18 protein-coding genes are annotated in these 26,317 nt (G+C 70.3%); 13 read left to right on the plus strand and 5 right to left on the minus strand.

Features of this window, described 5'->3' with window-relative positions:
• Positions 1 to 5: 5 nt before the first annotated feature.
• From Q6350_RS09770 to Q6350_RS09780, 3 genes are read right to left on the minus strand one after another with little or no spacing between them, the layout of a single operon-like run.
• Entirely contained in the window at positions 6 to 1,337 is a 1,332-nt protein-coding gene (locus Q6350_RS09770) for a chloride channel protein (protein ID WP_305066031.1), read from the minus strand.
• A 7-nt stretch (positions 1,338 to 1,344) separates the two neighbouring features.
• Positions 1,345 to 1,677, minus strand: a complete 333-nt coding sequence (locus Q6350_RS09775) for an SHOCT domain-containing protein (protein WP_171248195.1) — start codon at positions 1,675 to 1,677, stop codon at positions 1,345 to 1,347.
• Position 1,678: 1 nt separating this feature from the next.
• Positions 1,679 to 2,098, minus strand: a complete 420-nt coding sequence (locus Q6350_RS09780; RefSeq protein WP_304604102.1) for a DUF6325 family protein — start codon at positions 2,096 to 2,098, stop codon at positions 1,679 to 1,681.
• A 238-nt stretch (positions 2,099 to 2,336) separates the two neighbouring features.
• On the opposite strand from Q6350_RS09780, the gene Q6350_RS09785 reads away from it, so the two are divergent.
• The 5 genes from Q6350_RS09785 to Q6350_RS09805 all read left to right on the plus strand — a co-directional run bounded on the left by Q6350_RS09785 (position 2,337) and on the right by Q6350_RS09805 (position 5,682).
• On the plus strand, positions 2,337 to 2,543 hold the full coding sequence (locus Q6350_RS09785; protein ID WP_171248193.1) for a hypothetical protein: 207 nt from the start codon (positions 2,337 to 2,339) through the stop codon (positions 2,541 to 2,543).
• 130 nt (positions 2,544 to 2,673) lie between these two features.
• Positions 2,674 to 3,519, plus strand: coding sequence for a DUF4397 domain-containing protein (locus Q6350_RS09790; RefSeq protein ID WP_171248192.1), 846 nt, complete (start codon positions 2,674 to 2,676; stop codon positions 3,517 to 3,519).
• Complete coding sequence (locus tag Q6350_RS09795) at positions 3,516 to 4,271, plus strand: class F sortase (RefSeq protein ID WP_305066033.1); 756 nt, start codon at positions 3,516 to 3,518, stop codon at positions 4,269 to 4,271. Before Q6350_RS09790 ends, Q6350_RS09795 begins: the two co-directional genes overlap by 4 nt.
• A 75-nt stretch (positions 4,272 to 4,346) precedes the next feature.
• Positions 4,347 to 4,934, plus strand: a complete 588-nt coding sequence (locus tag Q6350_RS09800) for an RNA polymerase sigma factor (RefSeq protein ID WP_171248190.1) — start codon at positions 4,347 to 4,349, stop codon at positions 4,932 to 4,934.
• The gene (locus Q6350_RS09805; RefSeq protein WP_304607099.1) at positions 4,918 to 5,682 is read left to right on the plus strand and encodes an anti-sigma factor; all 765 of its coding nucleotides are present in this window, start codon (positions 4,918 to 4,920) and stop codon (positions 5,680 to 5,682) included. Before Q6350_RS09800 ends, Q6350_RS09805 begins: the two co-directional genes overlap by 17 nt.
• A 101-nt stretch (positions 5,683 to 5,783) precedes the next feature.
• Here Q6350_RS09805 and Q6350_RS09810 read toward each other — a convergent pair whose 3' ends face one another.
• A complete protein-coding gene (locus Q6350_RS09810) occupies positions 5,784 to 6,359 on the minus strand; it encodes a 4'-phosphopantetheinyl transferase superfamily protein (protein WP_305066035.1) in 576 nt (191 codons plus the stop codon).
• Between the two features lie 52 nt (positions 6,360 to 6,411).
• Between Q6350_RS09810 and Q6350_RS09815 the strand changes: the two genes are divergently transcribed.
• From Q6350_RS09815 to Q6350_RS09835, 5 genes are read left to right on the plus strand one after another with little or no spacing between them, the layout of a single operon-like run.
• The gene (locus Q6350_RS09815) at positions 6,412 to 9,015 is read left to right on the plus strand and encodes an AMP-binding protein (protein WP_305066036.1); all 2,604 of its coding nucleotides are present in this window, start codon (positions 6,412 to 6,414) and stop codon (positions 9,013 to 9,015) included.
• Positions 9,016 to 9,029: 14 nt separating this feature from the next.
• The gene (locus Q6350_RS09820; protein ID WP_305066037.1) at positions 9,030 to 10,067 is read left to right on the plus strand and encodes an extracellular solute-binding protein; all 1,038 of its coding nucleotides are present in this window, start codon (positions 9,030 to 9,032) and stop codon (positions 10,065 to 10,067) included.
• A complete protein-coding gene (locus Q6350_RS09825) occupies positions 10,051 to 11,568 on the plus strand; it encodes an iron ABC transporter permease (RefSeq protein ID WP_305066038.1) in 1,518 nt (505 codons plus the stop codon). Before Q6350_RS09820 ends, Q6350_RS09825 begins: the two co-directional genes overlap by 17 nt.
• Positions 11,565 to 12,665, plus strand: a complete 1,101-nt coding sequence (locus Q6350_RS09830; protein ID WP_171248184.1) for an ABC transporter ATP-binding protein — start codon at positions 11,565 to 11,567, stop codon at positions 12,663 to 12,665. Before Q6350_RS09825 ends, Q6350_RS09830 begins: the two co-directional genes overlap by 4 nt.
• A 36-nt stretch (positions 12,666 to 12,701) precedes the next feature.
• Entirely contained in the window at positions 12,702 to 13,097 is a 396-nt protein-coding gene (locus tag Q6350_RS09835; RefSeq protein ID WP_216077743.1) for a VOC family protein, read from the plus strand.
• Between the two features lie 687 nt (positions 13,098 to 13,784).
• Here the strand turns inward: Q6350_RS09835 and Q6350_RS09840 are convergent.
• On the minus strand, positions 13,785 to 16,454 hold the full coding sequence (locus Q6350_RS09840; protein WP_305066040.1) for a DEAD/DEAH box helicase: 2,670 nt from the start codon (positions 16,452 to 16,454) through the stop codon (positions 13,785 to 13,787).
• Positions 16,455 to 16,600: 146 nt separating this feature from the next.
• Between Q6350_RS09840 and Q6350_RS09845 the strand changes: the two genes are divergently transcribed.
• The 3 genes from Q6350_RS09845 (at position 16,601) to Q6350_RS09855 (ending at position 26,309) form a co-directional block, all read left to right on the plus strand.
• A complete protein-coding gene (locus Q6350_RS09845; RefSeq protein ID WP_305066041.1) occupies positions 16,601 to 20,014 on the plus strand; it encodes a helicase-related protein in 3,414 nt (1,137 codons plus the stop codon).
• Positions 20,015 to 20,155: 141 nt separating this feature from the next.
• On the plus strand, positions 20,156 to 22,912 hold the full coding sequence (locus Q6350_RS09850) for a DUF1156 domain-containing protein (RefSeq protein WP_305066043.1): 2,757 nt from the start codon (positions 20,156 to 20,158) through the stop codon (positions 22,910 to 22,912).
• A gap of 1 nt (position 22,913) precedes the next feature.
• The gene (locus Q6350_RS09855) at positions 22,914 to 26,309 is read left to right on the plus strand and encodes a Swt1 family HEPN domain-containing protein (protein ID WP_305066044.1); all 3,396 of its coding nucleotides are present in this window, start codon (positions 22,914 to 22,916) and stop codon (positions 26,307 to 26,309) included.
• The last annotated feature ends 8 nt before the right edge of the window (positions 26,310 to 26,317 follow it).

Here is a 26,317-nt window from a genome sequence, read left to right on the forward strand (position 1 = left end):
GCAGGTCAGGCCGGGCGGCGCCGCTCCGTCGCGATGATCTGCTCGGAGACGAACGCCACGACGACGGCGAGCAGGACGACCGGCGTCATCGCGGCCGCGTTGGAGCCCAGCAGCACCACCACCAGGACCGCCGAGGCCACGGGGTAGGGAAGGATCGCGGCCGTCGCGGCGGCCATCCCCGCCGCCATGGCCGGGATCACCCCGTAGCCCGGCAGGCCGGAGACGAGCACGCCCGCCGCGGCGCCCAGGAGCACGGCCGGGAAGATGGCGCCGCCGCGCAACGCGCCGAGAGACACCCCGTACCCGATCGACTTGAAGGCGAGGAGCGCGACCAGCACCGGCGCGGACCAGGCGCCGGGGTCGGCGGCGAGCGGCTCCAGCAGCCCCTGACCGCTGAGCGCCACCTCCTCGGGGGACCGACCGGTCAGCAGGGCGTAGGCACCCGCGCACCCGCCGACGACCAGCGCCGCACCGACCGCGGCGGACAGCGGCCGGTCCGCCGCCCGTCGCGCCGTCCAGCGGCCGAGGTGGTGCACCTGCCGCACCGCGAACGCGGTGGCCACGGCGAACGGCACGGTCCACAGCACGTCGCCGAGGTCGGGCCGGTCGGGGCCGGCGAGGTCCGGCAGCGCGAGCGAGGGGATCTGCAGACCGGTCCAGGTGCCCATGCCGGTGAAGACCAGGGACCCGATCCCGGCGGACAGCAGGCAGGGCAGCACGACACGGGCGAGACGGGGACCGGCCAGCCCGGCCGCCTCCAGGACGAAGATCGCGGCGACCAGCGGGCTGCCGAAGATGGCCGCGAGCGCCGCGGCGGCGCCGGCGACCGTGATCAGCGCGCCGGCCCCGGGCGCCCCGGACGCCGCGACGGGTCGCACGAGCAGCAGGGCGACGGCCGACCCGAGGGCGAGCAGCGGCGCCTCCGGACCGAGCACCACGCCGAGCGGGAGCCCGCCGAGCGCCGCGAGGAGGATCCCGGGCACGAACCGTGCGGGCACGGGGTCGATGCCCAGGCCGTCGATCGGGACGTGACCCCCGTGACCGGGCAGCCACCGGACGGCGACACCGACGAGCACACCACCGAGCAGCAGCCACGGCAGGGCCCACCACCAGGGCGCCACCTCGTGGCCGAACGTCGCGGGCCACGTCTCCCAGACCGCGTGCTCCAGGGCGTGCAGGAGCGCGAGGAACCCGAAGGCCACCAGGGACACCGGGACACCGATGCCCGCGGCGAGCAGCAGCACCCCCACGTACCCGCGCGTGCGGGCGGCACGCTGCTCGGGGGTCAGGTCCTCCTCGGCCGGGGCGGGGTCCGCCGACGGCTGCTCGGCTGTCACCGCCCGGTCAGCCGAGGACCTTGGCCTTGGCGGCGGAGAACTCGGCGTCGGTCAGCAGTCCGGCCGAGCGCATGTCGCCGAGCTGCTGGAGCTGGGACATGGTTTCCGTGGCCGGGGCCACGGCCTGGGTCGGCTGCTGCTGCGCGAGCAGCTGCTGCATCTGTTGCTGCTGCGCGAAGTGCGCCTCCTGGGCGTGGTACGCCTCCGCGGAGGCCTGCTGGGTGCCCCGGGCCCCCGCCCGGTCGTCCATCCGCCGGCTGACGGCACCGGCGGTCCCCGCGATCACGGCGGTCCGGGCCATGGTGCCGATCAGGCCCGGGCGGCCGACTCTCCTGACCATGTCAGTCCTCCTCGTCCAGCACGCTCGTCAGCTCCTCGATCGCGGCCGCCGGCACGGTCATCATGTCGATGACGCGCCCACCCGCGTCCCGGACGGCACCGGCCAGGCCGGTCGCCCAGGTGTGCTCGAACACGAGCATCCCGACCGCCGTCCCCGGGGCGAGGTCGGCGGCCACGGCGTCGACGTCGTCCTCGGCCAGGAACCCGGCGGGCTCACCGACCAGGTCGCCGAGCTCGGAGCCGGCGTCGGCGGCCTCGAACCACTCGATCTCGCCCTCGAGGTCACGACGGATCGCCAGCGCGTCCAGGACGTTGATCGTCCCGGCGTCCTGCAGCCGGGTCAGCTCGGCCAGGACCGCGCCGGTGAACTCACGGTGCGGGAACTCGACCAGGAGGAGCTCCACGGGGGCGGTGACTGTCATGTCGGGCCTTTCCGTCGGGCGCCCGCGGCGGACGCCGGGATCGGCGGGACCGGGCGGCGGACGCGAAGGCGCTGCTCAACCGCCACGATCATGGTCCGGGGCGGGACGTGGCGCAACAGGAGCGCCGACCCGGAGGCCGTGACGGGCCGGGGACGGTTGGCGCGCGTTGTGTGAGACGGGTGTGAACACCGCCGTGTCGCGGCGGACAGCCGGGCGCCGACGACCCACCATGGTGGGCGTGCCACGCGACGACACCCCGATCTTCGACGCCCTCGCCCGCGAGTTCGAGGCGGGGCGCCCCCTGCTGCACGTGGCTCGTGCGCTCGGGGGCGACCCCTTCGGCGACCCCCTGGCGCGCACGCGCGCCACCGAGGTCCGCCTCGTCTCGCCGGACGCCGCGTCCCGCCTTCCCCGCCGGTCGCGCCGCAGCCGGGCCCGCGACTGACCGCCGGTCGGGGCGACGGCGAAAAAAGTCCATCCACGTGCATCCAGATCGGTCACCGTTCACGAACACCTGGTGTCAAGCCACCGGAGCAACCCCGCCAAGGACGGCGGGACCGACACCAGGAGGACACATGCGTACGATCCGAACCACGGCCGCCCTCGGCGCCACCGCGTTGGCCGCCGCAGCGGGCACCGCACTCGCCCTGCCCGCCTCGGCGGACGGACATGTCGCGATGCTGAGCGTCCTGCACGGCGTGCCGGACACGACCGTGGACGTGTACGTCAACGGTGAGCTCACGCTCGACGACTTCGAGCCCGGTGACCTCGCCGGCCCGCTCGAGCTCGAGCCCGACACCTACTCGGTGGCGATCACCGCCGCCGACGCCGAGGACGACTCCGACCCGGTCATCGGCCCCGTGGACCTGCCGCTCGAGGGCGGCATGAACTACACCGCGGCCGCGCACCTCGACGCCGAGGGCTCGCCGACCGCGACGCTGTTCACCAACGACACCTCGGAGATCGCCGCCGGTGAGGGCCGCCTGACCGTCCGTCACGTGGCGGCCGCCCCGGCCGTCGACGTGCTGGCCGGCGGTGACCCGGTGATCGAGGGCCTCGAGAACCCTGACGAGCAGGTGCTCGACCTCCCGGCCGGCACAGTCTCCGCGGCGGTCGCCGCCGCCGGGACCACCGACCCGGTGATCGGGCCGGCCGACGTCGACGTGGCCGAGGGTGTCAACACCATCGTCTACGCCTGGGGCTCGCTGGAGAACGACTCGCTGGCTCTCGCCACGCAGACCGTCGAGGGCATGCACTCCGCTCCTGACGGCGTCGACGCCGGGACCACCGGCGCCGCGGCGGCCGACCACCACGGCTTCTTCACGCCGTTCACCGTCGGCACCATCATGACCCTGCTGGCCGGGTTCGTCATCGCGATCGCGGTCCGGGAGGGCGTCCGGGCGCACCGGGCACGCCGGTGACACGCACGCACCGCTCCGCGGCGGGCCGGGTCACGCGCCCGGTCCGCCGCGTGGCCCTGGCCACCGTGGCCGCCGTCTCCGTCTCGATCCTGGCCGGCGTGCTGATGGTCGTGGCCGACGACACCCCCACGGTCGGGGCCGACGTCCCCCGGGTGGAGGCCGCCGAGGCGACCTCCGCACCGGAGGCACCGGCGTCCCCCTCGGCGTCCGCCGACCCGACGCCGGGGGGCGCCGGCGACCAGGAGGGTGCCGGCGGGCCGGCGGTCCCGGACATCCCCGTCGTCTCGGCCGATCTCGCGGGGAGCGAGCCGGCCGCGCCGCCCGAGCTGGTCACGGTCCAGGGACTGCTGGAGACACCGGTCCGTCCGGTGGGCGTGGACCCCGACGGCACGATGGAGCTCCCCGAGTCGGGCGACGTGGCGGGCTGGTACCGCTTCGGCCCGGCCCCGGGCGACCCGCAGGGCGCGGCCGTTCTCGCGTCCCACGTCGACACCCAGGAGGGTGTCGGGCAGTTCGCCCGGCTGGCCGAGGCGACGGCCGGCGACAAGGTCACGGTGACCGACGCCGACGGCGTCCGGCACCGGTACGAGGTCACGGAGATCACGCGGTACTCGAAGGAGGCGGTGCCCTGGGAGAAGTTCTTCGACCGCTCGGGTGAGCGGCGACTGGTCCTGGTGACGTGCGGCGGCCGGTGGGACGCCGAGGCGGGCCACTACGAGGACAACCTGGTGGTGACGGCCGTGGCGACGTGACGCGCGGCGGCTGACGCGCTAGGTTCGACCCCGAAGCCGCCGATCGCGCGGGACGACCCGTATCACGGAGGTTCTGTGACCACTGGGGCCGAAGGTGCCGCACTGCCGGCCGCCGACCCCGACGCGGACGTGAGCGCCGCGTTCGCAGCCGGCACCGAGGACGGACTGGCAGCGGCCTACCGTCGCTGGTCGGCTCTCGTGCACACGGTCGCACTCCGGTCGTTGGGCGAGGTCTCGGACGCCGAGGACGTCACCCAGCAGGTCTTCGTCGCCGCCTGGCAAGCACGCGGGTCCTACGACCCGCAGCGGGCCAAGCTGTCGACCTGGTTGCTGGGCATCGCCCGGCACAAGATCGCGGACGTGCACGCCTCCCGGGAGAGGCTGCGACGCCAACGCCGAGCCGCGGAGGCGTTCACGCCGAACCCCGTCGGGGAGGCCGACCCGGTCGGTGCCCCCGTCGTGGACCGGGCGATCGTGGCCGACGAGCTGGACCGGCTCGGCGACCCGGCCGGTACGATCCTGCGGCTCGCGTTCTACCGGGACATGACACACACGCAGATCGCCGAGGAGATGTCCCTTCCCCTCGGCACCGTCAAGAGCCATGTCAGACGAAGTCTGACCCGGCTGCGCACACGATTGGAGGTGGATGGTGCAGCACGTTGACCCGGAGGTCCTCGCGCTCCTCGCGCTCGGGGAGCAGGACGTCGTGTCCGACGACGAGCGCGCCCACCTCGCCTCGTGCGTGGCCTGCCAGGCCGAGCGCGACAGCCTCGCCGACGTGGCCTCCACGGCGCGCGAGCTGGGGCCCGAGGAGCTGGTGGCACCGGCGCCCCACGTGTGGGACAGGATCCGCGCCGAGATCGACCAGGAGGAGGCGTCGAGCGACGCCGCCTGGGTCGCCGGAGTCGAGTCCGCCGAGGCGGAGGTCGTCGACCTCGCCTCCCGACGGCGCCCGGCCGCGCTCTGGGCCGTGGCGGCCGCCAGCGCGGCGCTCGTCGTGGGTGTCGGTGGCGGGATCGCCTGGGAACGGGCGCAGGGCCCCGAGGCCGTGACGGCCCCCACGCCCGTCGCCGTCGCCCAGGCCGAGCTCGAACCGCTGCCCGACTGGCCCGACTCGACAGGTAGCGCGACGGTCGAGGAGGCCGCCGGCGGCGAGCTCGAGATCGTCGTCTCCGTCGCCGGGGCGGACGGCTCCGGCGAGGGTGCCTACCGCGAGGTCTGGCTCATCGCCGACGACCTCAGCGGCATGGTCAGCCTGGGCGTGCTCAAGGGCGACACCGGGACGTTCCCGGTGCCCGCCGGGCTGGACCTGGATCGCTACTCGCTGGTCGACGTCTCGGAGGAGCCGTTCGACGGCGACCCCACGCACTCCGGCGACTCGATCGTCCGCGGGGGTCTCGACCAGGCCTGACCGCCCGCACGACGCGTCACCCTCTCCCGTCCGGCCCGGACGCCGTGGACCCTCTGGGGCCGCGAGCGTCCGGGCCGGACGTCCGTGCGTCGCGGGACCGGTCACCGTCCGCGCGCAGACCTCAGGCCCTGCGTGCGGTCCACGTGGCGCACGGTGCGCTCGCCGACGGTGGTCAGTGCCGCGGCGTAACCGCCCACGGGAGGACGCAGGTCGCTGGTGACCAGTGCCGCCGGCGACGCTCCGCCGAGATCGGTCCAGGTGCGCGCCTTGACCGCGGCCTCGCGGCGCACCCAGTCCCCGACGGCGCCCGGGTCCGGCAGGTCGGACGCCCGCTGGACGTCGACGCCGACGGGACCGTGCGGGTCCAGCGCGACGACGACCAGGACGCCGGAGTGCGCGACGGAGACCCCGGGGCGGCGGTCGCCCGCCCCCAGGACGCGCGGCGCCCCGTGCGGCCGGCCGCACTCGGCGCAGGTGCGGTCCAGCACGACCTCCGCGGCGCCCACCCCGAGGTGCGCGGCGACCGCGAGGCGCAGCAGGGCCGCACCGACCAGCGACCGCCCGCGGTCGGCGGGGCGGTCGAACGAGTCCAGGCGCGCCCGTTCGGTGTCGTCGAGCAGGGCGGTCAGCTCGTGGTCCGCGGCGGCGAGGGTGGACCACCAGACCTCGACCGTCACCGTCTCACCTGCCACTTTGTGTTCCGCATCTAGGTAAGGCTAACCTCACTGCGTGCCGACAACGACCCCCGCCGCCCTGCCGCGCCCGGACAGCACCCTGCTGCCCGCGCTCGCGGACGTGTCGGCGCCGGCCCGGCCCGCGCTGGTCACGTCGTCCGGCGAGACGCTCACCCACGCCGCGCTGCGCGAACGCGTCGGCGATCTCGCCGCCCGGCTCCCGGACGTCGCCGACGGCCGGCGCCTCGTGCACCTGCCGCTGCGCCCGGACCTGGGCGGGGTCCTGGCGTACCTGGCCACGCTCGAGGCCGGTCACGTCGCGCTCGTCACGGCCGACGACGACCGGACCTCCCAGATCCTGGACCGGTACCAGCCCGACGTCCGGGCGACCGGTGACCCCGACGAGCCGTTCACCGTGACGTCGCCGGACCCGGCACACCTCCTCCACCCCGATCTGGCACTGCTCCTGAGCACGTCGGGCAGCACCGGCTCGCCGAAGCTGGTGCGCCTGTCGCACGAGAACCTCACGAGCAACGCCCTCGCCATCGCCCAGGCCCTGGGGCTGACCGCGGCCGACCGGGCCGTGACCAGCCTCCCGCTGCACTACACGTTCGGGTTGTCCGTGCTGCACTCCCACCTGGCGGTCGGCGCCTCGGTGGTGCTGCAGGAGGCGTCGGTCCTGGACGAGGCGTTCTGGCGCACCGTGGACGGCCTGCAGGTGACGACGCTGGCGGCCGTGCCGCACACGGTCGAGCTGATGGAGTCCACCGGCGTGCTCGAGCGGCCGCACCCCTCGCTGCGCCTGCTGACCCAGGCGGGCGGACGCCTGCACCCCGACCGGGTGGTGCGCACCGCGGCGCTCGGCCGCGAGCACGGCTGGGGCCTGTCGGTCATGTACGGCCAGACCGAGGCCACGGCCCGCATCTGCGTGCTCGACCCGTCCCTCGCGGCGGACCACCCCGACGCCGTCGGACGACCCGTCCCGGGCACCTCCCTCGAGATCGACACCACCGTGCCGGAGGCCTCCGACGGTGCCGGTGAGGTCGTCGTGCGCGGCCCCGGCGTCATGATGGGCTACGCCGAGCACGCCGACGACCTCGCGCTCGGCCCGCTGCTCACCGAGCTGCGCACGGGCGACCTGGGACGGGTGGGGCCGGACGGTCTTCTGCGGCTGGTCGGCCGCCGCTCCGGCTTCGTCAAGGTGATGGGCCTGCGGATCGCCCTCGCCCCGGTCGAGGCCGCCCTCGAGTCCGCCGGGCTGAGCGCCTGCGTGGGAGGGGACGACGACGGTCTGACGGTCGCGGTCGCACCGGAGCCGGGCGGCGACGACACCGCGACCGCCGTCCGCGCCCGCGAGGTCGTCGCGGCGGCCTCCGGCCTCGGTCCCGCGGCCGTGTCCGTCGCCGTCGGCGAGCTGCCCCGCCTGCAGAGCGGCAAGGTCGACCGCCGCGGCTGCGCCGCCCTGGTGCGCGAGACCTGCGTCGGATGCCCGGTCGCGCCGAACGGCTCGGCCTCCCCGTCCGCCGTCCAGGTGGCCCACGCCGTCGGCGAGGTGCTCGGCCGGGACGCCGTCGACCTCGACCGCAGCTTCGTCCAGCAGGGCGGAGACTCGCTCAGCCACGTGCAGGCGTCCGTCCGGCTCGAGGGGCTCGTCGGCCCGCTCGCCCGCGGCTGGCACCACCGCCCCCTGCGCGAGCTCGCGGAGCTGGACCGCTCCCGCGCCGACGCCTCGCCCGCGAACCCCGCACCGGCTGGGGGACGTCGTGGGTGGCGCACGGTGGAGACCTCGGTGCTGCTGCGCGCGATCGCTGTCGTCATCATCTGCGGGTCGCACGCCGACCTGTTCCGCGTCCTCGGCGGCGCGCACACCCTGCTCGCCGTGGCCGGCTTCAACGCGGCGCGCTTCGGCCTGTCGGCCGACACGCCCCGGGGGCGTTGGCGGGCCACCGCGCGCACGCTCGTCGGCGTGGCGGTCCCCACGATGGCCGTCGTGCTGTTCGGCATGGTCACCCACGACCGCTACGGGTGGGGCAACCTCGCGCTCTCCAACTGGCTGTTCGGCGACGTCACCTACGGGTTCCGCAACGAGCTGTGGTTCGTCGACGCGCTCGTGGCCTGCACGCTCGTGCTGACCGCCGCGCTGTCGGTCCCCGCCGTCTCCCGGCTCTGGCGACGCGACCCCTGGCTCGTCGCGGCCGGGGTCGCCGTGCTGGCCCTCGTGCCGCGTTTCGTCGTGCTCGCGCTCGGCGAGGGTGTGCTGCGCGGCATCATGCCCACCACGCTCTGGCTCTTCGCCGTCGGCGCGGCCGCGGCGCACGCCGACACCCGCCGGCGCCGTCTGCTCACCCTCGCGGTCGCGGTGGTCGGCGGGGCGACGTTCTTCCCCGACGACCCGGTGCGCAACGCCACCGTCCTGGCCGGCGTCGCCCTGCTCACCCTCGTGCCCGAGGTGCGGGCGCCCGCCCGCTGGGTGCCGGTCATCGGCCTCCTGGCCGCCGCCTCGCTGTACGTCTACCTCGTCCAGTTCCAGATCCTCGACGTCGTGCCCACGGCGCTCGGCGCCACCGCCGTCGCGATCGCGGCCGGCTGCCTCCTCTGGCGTCTCGCGGACCGCCCGGTCCGCCGGCTCCAGGACCTCCTCGTCCCCCCGACCCGATGAAACGGAAGCCCTTCGTGTCACGTCAGCACCGCCGTCCCCTCGTCGCCGCCCTCCTCGCCCTCCCGCTCGCGCTCACCGCGTGCAGCACCGACGGCGAGTCCGAGGACGCCTTCGCGGCCGAGCCCGGGGCGCTGCAGATCTACTCCTCCCAGCACCGCGACGTCACGCAGGCCTGGGCCGAGGCGTTCACCGAGAAGACCGGCATCGAGACCCAGGTCCGCGAGGGCCAGGACTCCTCGATGGGCCACATGATCGTCGAGGAGGGCGAGGCCTCCCCGGCGGACGTGTTCCTCACGGAGAACTCCCCCGCGATGACGGTGGTGGAGCGCGCCGACCTGCTCGCCCCGGTGGACGAGGAGACCCAGGCCCAGGTGCGCGACGGGATGGCGCCGTCGTCCGGCCGGTGGACGGCGGTCGCCGCCCGCTCGACCGTGCTCGTCTACAACACCGACATGATCAGCGAGGACGAGCTGCCGGACTCGATCATGGACCTGGCCGACCCCGAGTGGGCCGGCCAGTGGGGCGCGGCGCCGGGCGGTGCCGACTTCCAGGCGATCATGGCCGGCATGCTCGCCGACCGCGGTGAGGCCGAGACCCGGGCCTGGCTGGAGGCCCTGGCCGAGAACTCCGAGGTCTACCAGAACAACATCGCCACGATGAAGGCCGTGAACGCCGGCGAGGTGCCGGTCGGGATCATGTACCACTACTACTGGTACCGCGACCAGGCCGGGGACCAGGAGGGCAGCGCGAACACGCAGCTGCACTACTTCGGCCAGCAGGACCCGGGGGCCTTCGTCAGCCTGTCCGCGGGCGGCGTGCTGGAGTCGTCCGACATGCCGGACGAGGCCCAGCAGTTCCTCGCCTACGTCACCAGCCCCGAGGGTCAGCAGGTGCTCGTCGACAGCGGCTCCATGGAATACGCCGTGGGTGCCGGCGTCGAGTCGGACCCGGCGCTGCCCGCGCTGGACGAGCTGGACGCCCCGCCGGTCGATCCCTTCACCCTGAACTCGGACACCGTCCTGGAGCTCATGACCGATGCGAGCATCCTCTAGGAGCCGCGGGGTCGCCGTCGCCGCGACCCTCGTCGCCGCGCTCACCGTCCTGCCGCTGGTGGTCGTCCTCCTCGACGCCTCCTCCGCGGGCCTCGACGAGGCGGTCGACTACCTCGTGCGGCCCCGCGTCGGCGAGCTGCTGGCCAACACCGGTCTGCTGATGGGCGTCACCGTGCCCGCCACGGTGGTCCTCGGCACCCTCGCGGCCTGGCTCGTGGAGCGCACGGCCCTGCCCTGGGCCGGGCTCTGGCGCACGCTGCTGCTGGCGCCCCTGGCGGTGCCGGCGTTCGTCAGCGCCTACGCCTGGGTGACGGTCGCGCCCTGGCTGACCGGGTTCGGCGGGGCCGCGCTGGTCACGACCCTGGCGTACTTCCCGTTCGTGTTCCTGCCCGTGGCCGCGCTGCTGCGGTCGCTCGACCCCGCCGAGGAGGAGGTCGCCCGGTCCCTGGGCCTGTCCCCGACGCGGGCCGTCGTGCGGACGGTGCTCCCCCGGCTCCGTCCGGCGATCAGCGGCGGGGCGCTGCTGGTCGCCCTGCACCTCCTGGCCGAGTACGGCGTCCTGGAGATGATGCGCTTCCAGACCTTCACCACCGCGATCATGCAGCGGTACGCGGTGGGGTTCAGCGACGCGTCCGGCAGCCTGCTCGCCTCCGTGCTGCTCGGCCTGTGCCTGCTCGTGCTCACGCTCGAGGTGGTCGCCCGCGGACGGCGCCGGGTGTCCCGGGTCGGCGCCGGCACCCAGCGCCCGGCCACGCGGGCCCGGCTGGGCAGCTGGACCGCTCCGGCGCTGGTCTTGCTGGGCACTCTCGTCGGCCTGGCACTCGTCGTCCCGGTGGCCACCGTGCTGCGGTGGCTGGGATCGGCGATCGGGGACGGGCTGGTCGACGACCTCCTCACCGTCACCGCGAGCACGGTGCTGCTGGCGGTGCTCGGCGGACTGGCGGCCGTGGTGGCCGCCCTGCCCGGGGCGTGGCTGCTCAACCGCCGCCGGTCGGCCCTGACGGTCCTGCTCGAGCGGTCCACGTACCTGGCCAGCGCGCTGCCCGGCGTCGTGGTCGGACTCGCCCTGGTCACGCTCGCCATCGACTGGGCGCGCCCGCTGTACCAGACCCTGGCGCTGACCGTCCTGGCCTACGCCATCCTCTTCCTGCCCCGGGCGATGGTCGCCCTGCGCGCCGGTCTCGCCGCCGCGCCGCCGGAGCTCTCGGAGGCCTCGCGGTCGCTGGGGCTGGGCGGCCCGGCCACGCTCGTCCGGGTGGTCCTGCCGCTCATCGGCCCGTCGGTGCTCACCGGGTTCGTGCTCGTCTCCCTCGCCGTCAGCACCGAGCTGACGGCCACCCTGCTGCTGGCCCCGACCGGGACCGACACCCTCGCCCTCGCCTTCTGGCGGGAGACGAGCGCGCTCGACTACGCTGCTGCGGCCCCCTACGCGGCAGTCATGATCGTCTTGTCCGTACCGCTGACGTTGTTGCTGCGGCGGCAGATACTGGAGGAACGATGACCGACGTGCAGCTGCGAGCCGTCACGGCCGCCTACGGCCGGCACGACGTGCTCGACGAGGTGAACCTGGTCGTGCCCGAGGGCACGACGACCGCCGTCCTGGGTGGGTCCGGCAGCGGCAAGACGACGCTGCTGCGCATCATCGCCGGGTTCATGCAGCCGCGTTCGGGCGAGGCGGTCATCGGCGGTCGCACGGTCGCGGGGCCCGGTGTCTGGGTGCCGCCCGAGCGCCGCGGCGTCGGCTACGTCCGCCAGGAGGGCGGGCTGTTCCCCCACCTGTCCGTCGCCGGGAACATCGCCTTCGGGCTCCCCTGGCCGCGACGCCGGCACCACGACCGGGTGCTCGAGCTGCTCGACCTGGTCGGCCTGCCCGCCGAGGTCGCCGACCGGCGCCCCGACCAGCTCTCCGGCGGTCAGCAGCAGCGGGTCGCGCTGGCCCGCGCGCTGGCGCCCCGCCCCGGCCTCGTGCTGCTCGACGAGCCGTTCTCCTCGCTGGACACCACGCTGCGCGCCACCACCCGGGACGCCACGGCGCTCGCCCTGCGCGCCACGGGTGCCACGGCCGTGCTGGTCACCCACGACCAGGACGAGGCACTCTCCTTCGCCGACCAGGTCGCGATCCTCACCTCCGGCCGGATCCGGCAGGCGGCGGCCCCGCGGGCGATCTATCGGGATCCCGTCGACGCCGACGTCGCCCAGTTCCTCGGCGACGCCGTGTTCGTGCCCGGCGAAGCGGCGACCGACGGCTGCGTCACCTGCCCGCTGGGCACCCTGCCGGTCCGTGGTCAGAGCCCCCGCGGCGCCGTGGACGTCATGCTCCGGCCCGAGCAGATCACCCTGACCCCGGCCGGCACCGGCCAGCTCGAGGCCACCGTGCGCCACGTGTCGTTCTTCGGGCACGACGCGCTCGTCGAGCTGGCCCTCGGCGACGGCGCCGCCGAGCAGCGGATCCGCGCGCGGGTGGTCGGGCTGCAGCCCCCGGAGGCGGGCGACCGCGTCGGGCTGGACATCGTTGGTCCCGTCCGCGCGTTCCCCTCGCGACCGGACCGGCCCGGGGGCGGTCAGCGCGACGAGAGCCCGGTGCCCTCCTCCGCCTGAGGCGGCGTGGCGGACCCGTTCGCCTAGCGTGGGACCGTGGAACGGTTCGAGGCGTCGGCGCTGACCCACATGCTGGTCGTGGCCGACGTCGAACGCAGTCGTGACTGGTACGTGCGCGTGCTCGATGCCCGGGTGGCCGGCGAGTACGGCGGCACGTCGGTCGTGCTCGAGCTGCTGGGGAGCTGGATCCTGCTCGTGACCGGCGGGGGTCCCGACGCGGGCAAGCCGACCGTGACCCTGGCCCCGCCCGCCGAGCCCGACCGTCCGAGCGCCCAGCTCGTCTTCCGCGTCGACGACTGCCCGGGTCTCTACGAGCTCCTGTCGGCCCGTGGCGCGGAGTTCCTGGCCGCACCCGACGTCCGTGACGGCGAGACCCGCGCGTTCTTCCGCGATCCCGACGGCCATCTGTTCGAGATCTCCGCGCTCACCTGATCTCAGGACTGGTCACTAGCTGGTGGTGAATCGGGACACATGTCCGATTGATCTGGCAACTGGACCTCTTGACCTGGGAGGCCACGATTCACCGGAACGCCGTCACTGCATGGGCAACGCATCGACGGCTCGCAGCGGCCCGTCCGCGACCAGGACAGGGTGGGTGACCGCGACAGAGGTCGGCCTCCAGGTGGGTCAGGTCGAGCTGCCGGTCAGCTACTACGCCCTGATCATGGCCTGGGTTGGTGGACCTTGCGATCGGCGCGCTCGTCAATAGGGGGACGTACTGGTCGGCCTCGTCACCACCTGCACGGGCCATTCGCCGGGCGGGCGGGGAATCTCTCCTGGGACTCTCCGCCGTGCTCGTCGGAACGGTTCCGCCCCTCGTCCTTCTCGGCCAGGGAGGACTGCCAGGTGCACGCTGAGCGTTGTCGATGGCGATCAGCAGCTTGCCCGCAACGGCGCTTGCTGCCCTCGCGATCCCGGCGACCCGCCGCGTGGCCGCCATCGGTTCCGCAGTGGTGCTCGGCATACCGGCGCTGGTGGCGGGCCTGGCGGCGGTCATGGGCGTTCTCGACGACTATGCGAAGCGTGCAGCAGTCCTCTCGCGGCGTGAATCTGCGCGACGAAACGGTCGGAGTAGACGGCGCGATCGAACGCACCGATCCACATCCTGCGTGTGGCTGCTCACCTTGCCATCTCCGAGCTCGCGTTCGTGGGCGGCTGTGAGAACAGCCGCTCGCGCTCAGACGCGACAACTTCGCGTGCGAGCTCTGCTTCGGAGATGTCGAAGGCTTCGGGTGCACTGTCGGCGGTTGCGGAGACGCGGGCGAAGTCGTCGAAGAGTGCTTTCTTGCGGGCGAGGATTTCGGTGACTCGCTTGTCGACGCCTTCCTCGGACAACAGTCGGTGCACCTGGACGGTTTCGAGCTGTCCCATACGGCGGGCACGGGCGATGGCTTGCCACTCCGTGGTGGGCTTGACCTGTGGTTCGCAGAGGACGACGACGGAGGCGGCCTGGATGTTGAGCCCAACACCGCCGGCAACGATCTGCGACACGAGCACTGCGCCGTGCGGCGCCTCGGTGAACTCGTCGACCATCCTCTGACGCGCAACTGCGGCGACCGAACCGGTGAGCGGGCCGAAGACCCTCCCGGGTAGCATCTCTGTTACCTGGTGGAGGACTTGGCGGAAGTGTGAGAACACGATGACGCGTCGGCCGTTGTCCTCGGCTTCCTGCACGATCTCCAGTAGTCGGTTCATCTTGGCCGACCTGTGGCCCTGCGTGAGTGCCGCTTGGCGCATCGCCATGAAGTTTCCTTGGGCGACAGCGTCGCGGTAGGCGACGTAGTCGTCGCTCGAGAACGGTATGTTCTCGTCGACCTCGACGAGGGCTGGGAGTTCTGTGAGTACGTCTTCCTGGTTGCGACGCAAATAGGCGGGGGCGACCTGCTGGCGGAACTTCCGAGGAGAGAGACCACTCGTGTCGACGACGAGGTTCGGCTGGAGGTAGCCGACGAGGTTGGCGAACTCCTCGAGCCGGTTCTCCAGCGGCGTGCCGGTCAGCAGGATGGCCCGTTCGGTGCGCTTCATGATGGTGCTCGCGTTGATCGACCGTTTGGCGGCAGGGTTCTTGATGTAGTGCGCTTCGTCGACGACGACGCATGCAAGGTCGGTGACAGTGTCGACATGTGGCAGCAACCAGGCGAGGGTCTCGAAGGTGGTGACGGCGACGCCGCCGTTACGGAACCAGTTCGCCATAGCGCCGGCTCGTCCGGGCCCGTGGACGCGGTGGGCGCGCAGCGTAGATTTGGATGAGATCTCACGTACCCAGTTGGTGACCACTGCTGCCGGGCAGATCGCCAGGGCGTAGTTGTGGCCTTGTGCGCGAAGGTGGGCGAGGACGGCCAGCGCTTCGATGGTCTTTCCCAGTCCCATCTCGTCGCCGAGGATGACCTTGCGCTGTACGAGCGCGAACCGAGATCCGAAGCTCTGATAGCCGCGCAATGAGGTGACGCGCAGGTGCTCGGTGTTGAGCGACATCGCCCGGACGGCTTCGACAATCTCGTCGGGAAGGTCGCCGTGCGTTTTGGTCTCGTCTTCTGTCACGAACCCGAGTTCGGTGAGCATGCCGAAGTAGTCGGCAGGCCGGGACATGAAGTCGTCCCACGGGTCGGTTGTCGCGACGGCGTCCGCTGTCTTCGCCGTACTGAGGCCCTCCGCCCGGGCGATCACGGCGCTCACCCCGGCAAGCAACTCCTGGGCTCCGTGCACCGTTCGGCTGGCGACGATGAGATGCGAATGTCCTTGGTTGACGGAGTGTGCGAGGTCAGTCAGTTCCTGGGCTCGCAACAGGTCGGAGTCGGCGTTCTTGAGCCGACGTGCGACATCCCAGGCACCGAGCCTTCGCAGGAACTCGCTGGCCTCCGTCGTGCGGTTATTGATGTCGATGCGCATCGGCATCTCGTCGTACGTGGCTTGTTCGAGCGTGTACGCGGCGCCTCTGATGTTGGTCGCGGTTGTCTCCCCGATGCCCTGCAGCGCCTCGAGGGGGTACCGGTAGTCGAGCAGCTTCAGCACGGTGGTCAGGCCGGCATCGGTCAACGGTGTGATGCGCAAGCGGTCTCGGGTTGCCTCCTTGATGCGCTCGACTGGCATACCGGCGAGCAGCTTGCGGGTCTCGGCCCGACGGACCCTGGTGCCGGCCTCGATGGCTGCCTTGCGGAATCCGTCCTCATCCTTGACGGCCCGGTCGATCGCATTGATCGCGTCCAGCAGGCCTCGGATCGGCTGGGAGTCGATCAGCTCGGGCCGGCCAAGATGCTCGAGGTGCGCGCGCAAGCCGACGACATCGGACAAGGCGTCCTGAAGCGTGACGGCGCGCCCGGCGCCTTCGTTTGGCGCAATGCGGTCGAGGAGCTGGAGGACTCCGGCCTCGCGGGCCCATGTGGCGTACTGGGCGAGGTAGGAGGCGGCCTTCGCCGCTGCTTCCTTCTTCATGCGGGTCGAGAGGAAGCGCCTGGCCCCGAGGACGGCGCGAGCGTCACGGATTGCTGTGGGAACGGATTCGGACAAGTGGGCGAGGGACCGTGCTTCCGTCTCCGAGATTGGCGGCAGCGCCGTCGCGGCCGCCAACGCTTCCAGGTGCGCCTGCTCCGGCTGCCCGAGTGGAAGCACGGACCATGCGCTTCGACCCTCGCGGGGGACGTCGATCGCGATTGCCCGCAGATGCTGCACGGCTTGCTGCCCTGCGGTCGCGAGCGCGCCGCGGTCGGCACGGATCGCCTCGTCACGGCCGGCCAAAGCGCTGACTTCAGCAACAGTGGCTGCCAGCTGCCGACGTTCCTGCTTGTTCATCTGCCCTCGCGCTCCTGGTGCTGCCGGGAAAGACTATCCGGAGCCGGTGACAGTCCGTGCCCCGTGGGGGACCAACTTCACCCGCTTTTCGCCAGGTCGACCGAAGTTCGGCAGTTACGGTGTGCTGTGCACGTGGGGAGGATCAGATGCAGTTGGAGGAGCTCAAGCCCGGCCTGCGCATCGACGGGCTGATCCCGGCCGAGGTCATCACCGTGATCTACGCCCAGTGGCACGGCACCGGTGCGCTGGAGTTGACGTACAAGAAGACCGACGGGTCTCTTGGTCAGCAGGTGGTGTTCCGCAGGGATGAAGGCAAGCTGTCGATCGCCCGCACCGGCAGTCGTCCGTTCGATGCCGATGCGACGGACTTCAAGCTCGTCGCCGAGGCCCAACGCATCCGCCTGGCCGGCCTGTTCGACCCGATGCTCGCGGTCGCCACCTCCGACGTCCAGCCGTTGCCGCACCAGATCCGCGCCGTGTATGGCGAGCTCCTCCCACGCACACCGCTGCGGTTCCTGCTCGCGGACGACCCAGGCGCGGGCAAGACGATCATGGCCGGCCTGTACATCAAGGAGCTGATCCTGCGCGACGACGTCAAGCAGGCGCTGATTGTGGCTCCGGGTGGACTGGTGGAGCAGTGGCAGGACGAGCTGTTCTTCAAGTTCGGGCTGCGGTTCGACCTCCTGACGAACCAGCTGATCGACGCGGACATCAACGTCAGCGTGTTCGAGAAGCACCCGCTGTTGATCGCGCGCATGGACCAGCTCTCGCGCAACGAGGCTCTGCAAGCACAGCTCAGGGAGACCGAGTGGGACCTGATCGTGGTCGACGAGGCGCACCGCATGGGCGCGCACTACTTCGGCGGGAAGCTGGAGAAGACCAAGCGGTTCCAGCTCGGTGAGGTGCTGGGCGGGATCACCCGGCACCTGCTGCTGATGACCGCGACCCCGCACTCGGGCAAGGAGGAGGACTTCCAACTCTTCCTGACGCTACTGGACAAGGACCGGTTCGAGGGTAAGCAGAAGAAGACCGCCGACACCTCCGGGATCATGCGCCGCATGGTCAAAGAGGACCTGCTCACCTTCGAGGGGAAGCGGCTGTTCCCCGAGCGGATCGCCGAGACCGTCCCGTACGAGCTGACCGCGCGCGAGTACGACCTGTACACGATGGTCACCGACTACGTGCGCGAGGGCATGAACCGTGCCGAGCGGCTGGACGGCAAGAGGCGAAACACCGTCGGCTTCGCCCTGACCGTCCTACAGCGCCGCCTCGCCTCGTCCCCCGAGGCGATCTACAAGTCCCTGGTACGCCGCACCGAACGGCTGGAGCAGCGCAAGCAGGACATCCTTTCGGGCAAGCTCGTGGAACCCGACACGCGGGACATCGACTTCGACGAGATCGACGACGACGAATACTCGGCCGAAGAGTTGGAGACCGTCGAGGAAGAGCTCCTCGACGCTGCCACCGCGGCGAGAACGATCGAGGAGTTGACCAAGGAACTCGTCGAGCTAGGCGAGCTGGTTAAGGTCGCCAAGCAAGTGCGCGACGCCGGCACGGACCGCAAGTGGACCGAGCTGTCCCAGATCCTGCAGGACCACGCCCTGACCACCGATGCCAACGGCTGGCCCCGAAAGTTGATCATCTTCACCGAGCACCGCGACACCCTGGACTACCTGATCCACAAGGTCCGCGGCCTGATCGGGCGGGCCGAGGCGGTCAAGGCCATCCACGGCGGCGTACGCCGAGCTGAGCGCAGGCTGATCACCGAAGAGTTCACCAAGAACCGGGACGTGCAGATCCTCATCGCCACCGACGCCGCCGGTGAGGGCCTGAACCTCCAGGCCGCCCACCTGATGGTCAACTACGACCTGCCGTGGAACCCGAACCGGATCGAGCAGCGCTTCGGCCGCATCCACCGCATCGGGCAGGACCAGGTCTGCCGCCTGTGGAACCTCGTCGCCTCGAACACCCGCGAGGGTGCAGTCTTCACCCGACTGTTGGAGAAAATCGACGAGATGCGCAAGGCCTATGGCGGCAAGGTCTTCGACGTCCTCGGCGAGGCATTCGCCGAGACCCCACTGCGGAACCTGCTCAAGGATGCCATCCAGTACGGCGAGCAGCCCGAGGTCAAGGCCAAGATGCACAAGGTCATCGACGCCTCCGTCGGCGACGGCCTGCTCGACCTACTCGAAGAGCGCGCCCTGGCGTCAGAACACGTGGGTGAGGCGGACCTGAACCAGCTGCGGGCCGCGATGGACGAGGCCCGAGCCCGCCGGCTGCAGCCCCACTACATCGAGCTCGCATTCAAAGCCGCGTTTGCCCGCCTCGGTGGACGCATCGCCCACAGAGAGCAGGGCCGCTACGAGATCGGGAACGTGCCCGCCCACCTCAGGGCGTCCAAGTACGGGCCGATCGCCACAAGGTACGACCGGGTCACCTTCGACCTGGCGCGCGTCGAACCTGACGGCATGACCCGCTCCGACCTTCTCGCACCGGGCCATCCCTTGCACGACGCCGTCATGGAAGGGGCCATCCGGGCTTTCGGTGGCGTGCTGAACTCCGGCACAGTGCTCGTCTCCGCGACGCTCGAGGAGCCGCACCTGCTTGCCGGCGTCGTCGAGGAAGTCGCTGACGCGACCGGCGCCTCAGTCGCACGCAGGTTCGGGTACGCCTACGTCGATGGTTTCGGCACCGTCACCCCGGCTGGCCCCGCACCGTACCTGGACTGCGTCGCCGCCCCGGACAACGCCGTCACCACAGCGGCCCGAGCGTTGCCCTGGCTGGGGGAGGCTGAGGACAAGGCGACCAGCTGGATCATCTCCAACCAGCTCCCCGAGTACCTTGCGGAGGTCCAACCTCGCCGCGCCGCCGAGCTCGCCAAGACCAGAGATCTTGTCATCCGTCGCCTGAAGGGCGAACGTGACCGGTTGCTGCTCGATGCGACGGTTGCGATGGAGGACGAGCGTGCCGGGAAGAAGCCCAAGGAGACCGCCGAGAGCCTCAACCGCAAAGCCACCGAGCTCGACGCCCGCCTGCGTCGACGGCTGGAGACCCTCGACCAGCAAGAGTTGATGTCCACCAGGCCGCCGCTGATCCTCACCGCGGCGCTCGTGCTGCCGCTTGCCATGGTCGAAGGCGAAGTGCCGCCGACAGCGCCGATGCACGCCAAGGAGACCAAGGAAGTCGAGCGGCGTGGCGTCGATCTCGTGCTGGCGCGCGAGCGCGAGCTCGGACGCCGACCCGTCGAGCAGTCCTTCAATAATCCCGGCTTCGACGTCCTGTCGACCGCGGCCAACGGCGACACCTACAGGATCGAGGTCAAGGCCCGCCTGGACGGAGCTAAGGACTTCTTCATCACCCACAACGAGGTCATGACCGGTAAGAACGCCGTACCTCGGTACCGCCTCGCGCTCGTCCGTGTGGACCCGCGCGGTGCACAGCACGACGAGGTCCGCTACCTCGACAACCCGTTCGCCACCACCGATCTCGGCAACTTCGACGCCACCGGTGTCCGTGGAGACTGGGCCAAGACCTGGGCAAAGGGGATGGCCCCGTTCTAGACAACACTCGCAGAGGGGCGCAATTCACCCACGGCGCGACGCCGTCGGACAGTCCCGTGTCGGACCGCTCCACTAGGCTGAACAGGCAAGACGCGACCGAACCCTTGGTCGTGGCGAAGATGGACGAAAGGACCGCGGAGAGTGCACAAGCGCAAGCTGATCGAGGTGGCGCTGCCGCTGGAAGCGATCAACCGCGAGTCGGCGCGGGAGAAGTCCATCCGGCACGGCCACCCCTCGACGCTGCACCTCTGGTGGGCTCGCCGTCCCCTTGCTGCCGCTCGCGCAGTCCTGTTCGCTCAGCTCGTCGATGACCCTTCAGCACACCCGGAGGAGTTCCCGACCGAGGACCTTCAGCGCAAGGAGCGCGAGCGCCTGCACAGCCTCATCGAGCGCCTGATCGTCTGGGAGAACGTTCGCGACGAGAGACTGCTCAGGGAAGTCCGCTCGGAAATCCGCAAGTCGGTCGGAGACGTCATGCCGACCGTACTCGACCCCTTCGCAGGCGGCGGCACCATCCCGCTTGAGGCTAAGCGTCTCGGGGTCCGAGCGATGGCGAACGACCTGAATCCTCTGCCGGTCCTGATCAACACGGTCCTGCTTGATCTGGTGGATCGATTTGCCGTGTCGTCGTCTCTAGCAGGCGGCGTTCCTGGCACTCCCGCTGAGGTGCTATCGGAGGACCTCCGTGCTTATGCCGCGCGCTTGGAAGCGAAGGTCCTGGCTAGGCTGGGGCACTTGTACCCGTCAAAGGCGGGTGGCGGCGTTCCACTGGTCTACTTTTGGGCTCGCACCGCGGGCTGCCCGAATCCTGCCTGTGGTGTCGAGGTTCCCCTGGTCGGTTCGTGGACCGCCAGCGGGCGCAAGGGATCGGAGGCTCACTTCGCTCCTGTGCTCAACGGCTATGACAACGCGTTCGACGTCCGGGTCGTCATGGGAAGCGATGGAGAGCCTGAAGGCACCATGAAGCGAACGGCAGCCACCTGCCCTGCGTGCGAGACCAGCATCCCGCTCACCTACGTAAAGGCCGAGGGAATGGCTGGCCGTTTGGGTTCGCGCCTATTGGCGATGCAGGTACGGCAGGGTCGGGCCCGTACGTTCGTTCCTGCCGATGGCGACGATCGCGCCGCAGCAGCGTCGGCGCCCCGTGTCGACACCTCATTTCTCGAAGCTGAACTGTCGACGCACAGCCAGTACATGGCGCCGCCGAGGTACGGGATGACGCGGTTCAAGGATCTCTTCTCGCCTCGCCAGCTGGCGACTCTAGCGGCATTTGCGGAGACCCTTGATGACGTTCAGGAAGAGGTGCGGCGTGATGCAGAAGCGGCGGGGATGCCCGATGACGGGATCTCGTATGCTGACGGTGGGACCGGCGCGAGCGCTTACGGTGATGCACTTCGCATCCTCTTGGCGCTTGGGGTTGGGCGCCTAGTCAATCGTCAGTCGACGCTGTGCATCTGGCATGCCAACCGAGGAACCGTCGAGCAGGTCTTCGCACGTCAAGCGTACTCGATGACATGGCTCTACGCCGAGGCGAACCCGTTCGCGGGCGCCACTGGCAGTTTCACAGGACAGATCGACTACCTCGCTAAGGCGATCGCAGCAATTCCGCATGGTAGCGGTCTCGTGATCGAAGGGCCGGCGCAGGGGATCAGCCCGCCGCCGAATGTTGTCGTGAGCACGGATCCGCCGTACTACGACAACGTCCCATACGCCGATCTATCCGACTTCTTCCTCGTGTGGCACCGCCGCATGCTCGGCAAGACGCTGCCGATCTTCCCAACAATGCTGTCGCCGAAGTCAGAAGAACTTGTAGCCGACCACGTCCGTTGGGGAAGTCGCGCGGCCGCAAAGAGCCGGTTCGAGCACGGCTTCGAGCAAGTGTTCGAAGCGCTCGGCAAGTCGCACGACCCCGCGGTTCCGATGACCGTCTACTACGCATTCCGACAGTCGGACGTTGAGGGTGATGGGACGGCCTCGACCGGCTGGGAGACGGTCCTGGAAGCCCTGATGAAGGCCGGGTGGGCGATCGATGGGACGTGGCCAATGCGCACTGAGCAGGCCGGGGGCCTGCGGGTGCTCGGCCGCAACTCGCTCGCCTCATCTGTCGTCGTCGTGTGTAGGCGACGAGACGAGACCTTCGGCACGACGGACCGGCGGGGATTCATTTCGGCGCTGGAGGCCGAACTGCCTGGCGCACTACGACGGCTTCAGCAGGGGCAGATTGCACCGGTCGACATGCCGCAGGCCGCGATCGGACCGGGCATGGCGGTGTTCACCCGATATGCCGCAGTCCTGGAGCCGGACGGCTCAAAGATGAACGTCCGGTCGGCGCTCGCGCGAATCAACGAAGTCCTCGACCAGGTCCTCGCCGAGCAGGAGGGCGACTTCGACGCACCGTCGCGATTCGCAATCGCCTGGTATCGCCAGCACGGGTACGGTGCCGGAAGCTTTGGCAACGCAGACAGCCTCGCCCGTGCGCGGAACACGGCCGTGGATGCGATGGACCGTGAGGGCCTTCTGACCAGCCGGGCTGGCAAGGTCCAGCTCATCAAGCCTGAGGACCTCAACTCCGAATACGACCCGGCTGCTGACGCCCACACGAGCAACTGGGAAGCATTGCACCACCTGATCAAGGTGCTGGAACGGGACGGCATCGCCCCCGCTGGCGACTTCCTGCTGGAAGCGCTGAGCCGCCCAGACGGTGCGGTGGATGCCGACCTGGTCAAGGAACTCGCGCACCTGTTGTTCCGCATCGCGGAGGGCAACGGTTGGACGAAGGATGCCCTGTCGTTCAACACGCTCGTAACGTCCTGGCCGGAGATCCTGGAAGTGGCGCGCGCGGAGCGGACGGCTCCGGGCAGCGCGCAGGGTGCGTTCGACTTCGACGAGGACGAGTGACATGGCGTTGAGCAACCGTGATCGGATCGACCGGATGTTCCAGGCGATGGCTCCGGCGCTGGATGACTTCATCTCGTCGGTGATCGGCCGGGCGAACCCACAGTTCGGTGCAGAGTGGGTCAAGCTCGTGGGCGCGAAGGACGCGAAAAAGGGCATCGAGAAGGACTACGACCCTCTCGACCCGCAGGTCCAGTTCCGGATGCTGACCGAGAAGAACATCCCGCACGTCGTCAAGCCGGGGTGGTTCCCATTCAGCGACGCGCTGGACCGGCAGGGCGAGTCGTATGCGAGCGAGTTGCGCGAGGTGCGTAATACGTGGGCGCACAACGGGTCGTTTACCAATGACGACGCCTACCGTGCGCTGGACACCGGCGAGCGGCTGCTGCGGCTGATCGCCGCCGCTGCGGAGGCGGACAAGGTCAAAGCGATCCGCCAAGACCTGCGCCGGGTAACCGCCGACAAGGACGATAAGAAGGTCCTCAAGGCCGCCGTTGACAACCCGGAAGCCGCAGGGCTCAAGCCGTGGCGCGAGGTGCTGCCCCCGCACGACGATGTCGCGACTGGCAACTTCGCCGCCTCGGAGTTCGCTGCCGACCTGTACAAGGTCGCTTCGGGGAGCGAGCAGGATTCCGGCTACGCGGAGCCGGTGGCGTTCTTCGCGCGCACCTATCTGACCGAGGGCCTGAGCCAGTTCGTCGGACGGGCGGTTCGTCGCTTGGAGGGCGACGACAATGCTCCGCCCGTGATCAACCTGCAGACCAACTTTGGTGGCGGCAAGACCCACTCAATGCTGTCGCTGTGGCACGTCGCCGCTGGCCTGCCGGTCAGCGCGTTCCCGCAAGAGACGCAGGACCTACTCAACGAGAACGGCTACACCGGCCGCAAGGTTAACCGCGTCGCGATCGTCGGCAACCATTTCTCGCCGTCAGGCGTTACGAAAGACGACGGCACACATGTCAACACCATCTGGGGCGAGCTCGCTTGGCAGCTCGGCGGCGCCGAGGCGTACAAGCTGGTGTCGAAGTCGGACATCGACCGCACCCCGCCCGGCGCGGCGCTGCACGACCTGCTGGCCAAGTACGCCCCCGCAGTGATCCTGATCGACGAATGGGTCGCCTATGCCCGTTCGCTCGTCGGGCGCGACGACCTGGCCGGGGGCACGTTTGACGACCAGTTCACGTTCGCCCAGACCCTCACTGAGGCAGCCAAGGGCACCTCGGGCATCCTTCTGGCGATCTCCATCCCAGCGTCCTCGGCGGGCGACGACGTGAATGCGATCGTCGCTGGCACCGCTGAAGAGGTCGGCGGCACCAACGGAATGGAAGCCCTGCGCCGGCTGCAGTCCGTGGTGCGTCGTGTCGCCGACCAGTGGCGGCACGCGTCCTCGGTCGAGGCGTACCAGATCGTCAAGCAGCGGTTGTTCAAGCAGCCCGACGCTGCAGCCCTAGCGGCGATCGGCGCTACCGCACGGACATACATGGAGCTATACCGCAAGTACACCGACGACTTCCCGCGCGAGGCCCGTGACGTGGCGTACGAGGAGCGGATCAAGTCCACCTACCCCATCCACCCCGAGTTGTTCGACCGACTCTATGAGGAGTGGTCGTCGCTCGAGCGGTTCCAGCGGACCCGTGGTGTCCTGCGATTGATGTCGACGGTGATCCATGCGCTGTGGGAGGGCGAGGACGCTTCACCGTTGATCATGCCCGGGTCGATCCCGCTGGCGACGGCATCGGTGAACGCCGAGCTGACTCAGTACTTGCAGGACTCGTGGAAGGCGATCATCGACGCCGACGTCGACGGCCCGAACTCCGAACCGGCCAGGATCGACAAAGCGAAGCCGCTGTTCGGGCAGCGGTCGCTGACCAAGCGCCTGGCCCGGACGGTGTTCTTCGGTGCCGCCCCGACGATCGGGTCGGCCCACAAGGGCCTAGAGACCCAGCGTGTCTTCCTCGGCACCGCCATCCCCGGGGACGTGCCGGGCAACTTCCACTCCGCGCTGAACCAGCTCGCCGACCGGGCCACGCACTTCTACGCCGGGTCGGGCAAGTACTGGTACGACCTGCAGGCCAACATCACCCGGACCGCCAAGGACCAAGCCGACCGGCTGCACAAGGAAGACGTGTGGGCCGATATCGTCCGCCGCCTGCAAGGGCAGGCCCGCACCCGAGGCGACTTCGCCGGGGTGCACGTGTGCCCTGAGTCGAACGCCGACATCCCCGACCTCGACGAGGCCCGGCTGGTGATTCTGCACCCTAAGGTGGCGCACAAGGGCAAGACAGCATCCGCCGCCAAGGAGTTCGCACACAAGGCCACCGAGCATCGAGGCACCGCCAACCGCACCCATCGCAACATGGTGGTGTTCCTCGCCGCTGACGAGGCCCGCCTCGAAGAGCTAGAGAACGCGACACGCGACTACCTCGGCTGGAAGCACGTTCTCGATAACGAGGCCGACCTCGACCTCACGCAGAACCAGAAGAACCAAGCCACCCAGCGCCGGGCTCAGGCTGACCAGACCGTCGAGGCGCGGCTGCTGCAAACGTTCAACTGGGCGCTCGTGCCAGCTCAGCCGGACCCGGGCGCGCCGTTCGTGCTCCGGGAGACCCCGATCCAAGGCCAGTCGACCGCGCTCGCCGAGCGCGTCTCCCGGAAACTCGGCAGCGACGGCGACCTCTCGACCCGCCAGGCCGCGGCCACAATCCGGCTCGCAATCAGCAAGGTGCCGCAGATCTGGAAGGACGGTCACGTCGCCCTCGGCGTGCTCTGGGGCCTGTACTCCCAGTACCCGTACATGCCTCGACTTCGCGACCGGTCCGTACTCGCAGCAGGAATCGTCGACCTTCCGCTGATCTGGCAGACCGACGCCTTCGCTCTTGCCACCGGATACGACGAGTCCGACGGCCGCTACATCGGCCTTTGGACTCCAGGGGACACCGCGCTCGCCCCGTCGACGACCGACACGTTGCTCCTCGTTCGCCCCGACGTCGCAGTCGCTCAGCGGACCTCCGAGCGGGCTGCCGCGGCAGCTGCGGCTCCGGAGGCGGGTGGCGAAGGATCTACCACGGTCACCAGCGCCGCGTCAGAACCCACATCCTCGACTACCACCGGCGCCGGAGGCCTCACCACAAACGGGTCCGTCGTCGAGGACACTCTGACCAAGGCACTCAAGAAACGGTTCTACGGGGTGAAAACTCTCAACGCCGACAAGTACGCGATCGACTTCCGTAACATCGCCGAAGAGATCGTCACCCACCTCCGGGAGGCGGGCACCGACTTGACGGTCCGTATCGAGATCGAGGCCACCAAGACCGACGGTTTCGACGAGAGCAAGGTCCGCACCGTCTCGGAGAACGCCCGCACCCTGAAGTTCGAGCAGTCAGGCTTCGAGGAGGTCTGAGTGCCACG

Source organism: Isoptericola sp. b515, assembly GCF_030588125.1.
Taxonomy (GTDB): domain Bacteria; phylum Actinomycetota; class Actinomycetes; order Actinomycetales; family Cellulomonadaceae; genus Isoptericola; species Isoptericola sediminis.

Excerpts from the sequence above, each read along its gene's own strand:
- Q6350_RS09775 (WP_171248195.1), bottom strand. The coding sequence starts at position 1,677 with ATGGTCAGGAGAGTCGGCCGCCCGGGCCTGATCGGCACCATGGCCCGG.
- Q6350_RS09780 (WP_304604102.1), bottom strand. The coding sequence starts at position 2,098 with ATGACAGTCACCGCCCCCGTGGAGCTCCTCCTGGTCGAGTTCCCGCAC.
- Q6350_RS09790 (WP_171248192.1), top strand. The coding sequence starts at position 2,674 with ATGCGTACGATCCGAACCACGGCCGCCCTCGGCGCCACCGCGTTGGCC.
- Q6350_RS09805 (WP_304607099.1), top strand. The coding sequence starts at position 4,918 with ATGGTGCAGCACGTTGACCCGGAGGTCCTCGCGCTCCTCGCGCTCGGG.
- Q6350_RS09825 (WP_305066038.1), top strand. The coding sequence starts at position 10,051 with ATGCGAGCATCCTCTAGGAGCCGCGGGGTCGCCGTCGCCGCGACCCTC.
- Q6350_RS09830 (WP_171248184.1), top strand. The coding sequence starts at position 11,565 with ATGACCGACGTGCAGCTGCGAGCCGTCACGGCCGCCTACGGCCGGCAC.
- Q6350_RS09840 (WP_305066040.1), bottom strand. The coding sequence starts at position 16,454 with ATGAACAAGCAGGAACGTCGGCAGCTGGCAGCCACTGTTGCTGAAGTC.
- Q6350_RS09845 (WP_305066041.1), top strand. The coding sequence starts at position 16,601 with ATGCAGTTGGAGGAGCTCAAGCCCGGCCTGCGCATCGACGGGCTGATC.
- Q6350_RS09855 (WP_305066044.1), top strand. The coding sequence starts at position 22,914 with ATGGCGTTGAGCAACCGTGATCGGATCGACCGGATGTTCCAGGCGATG.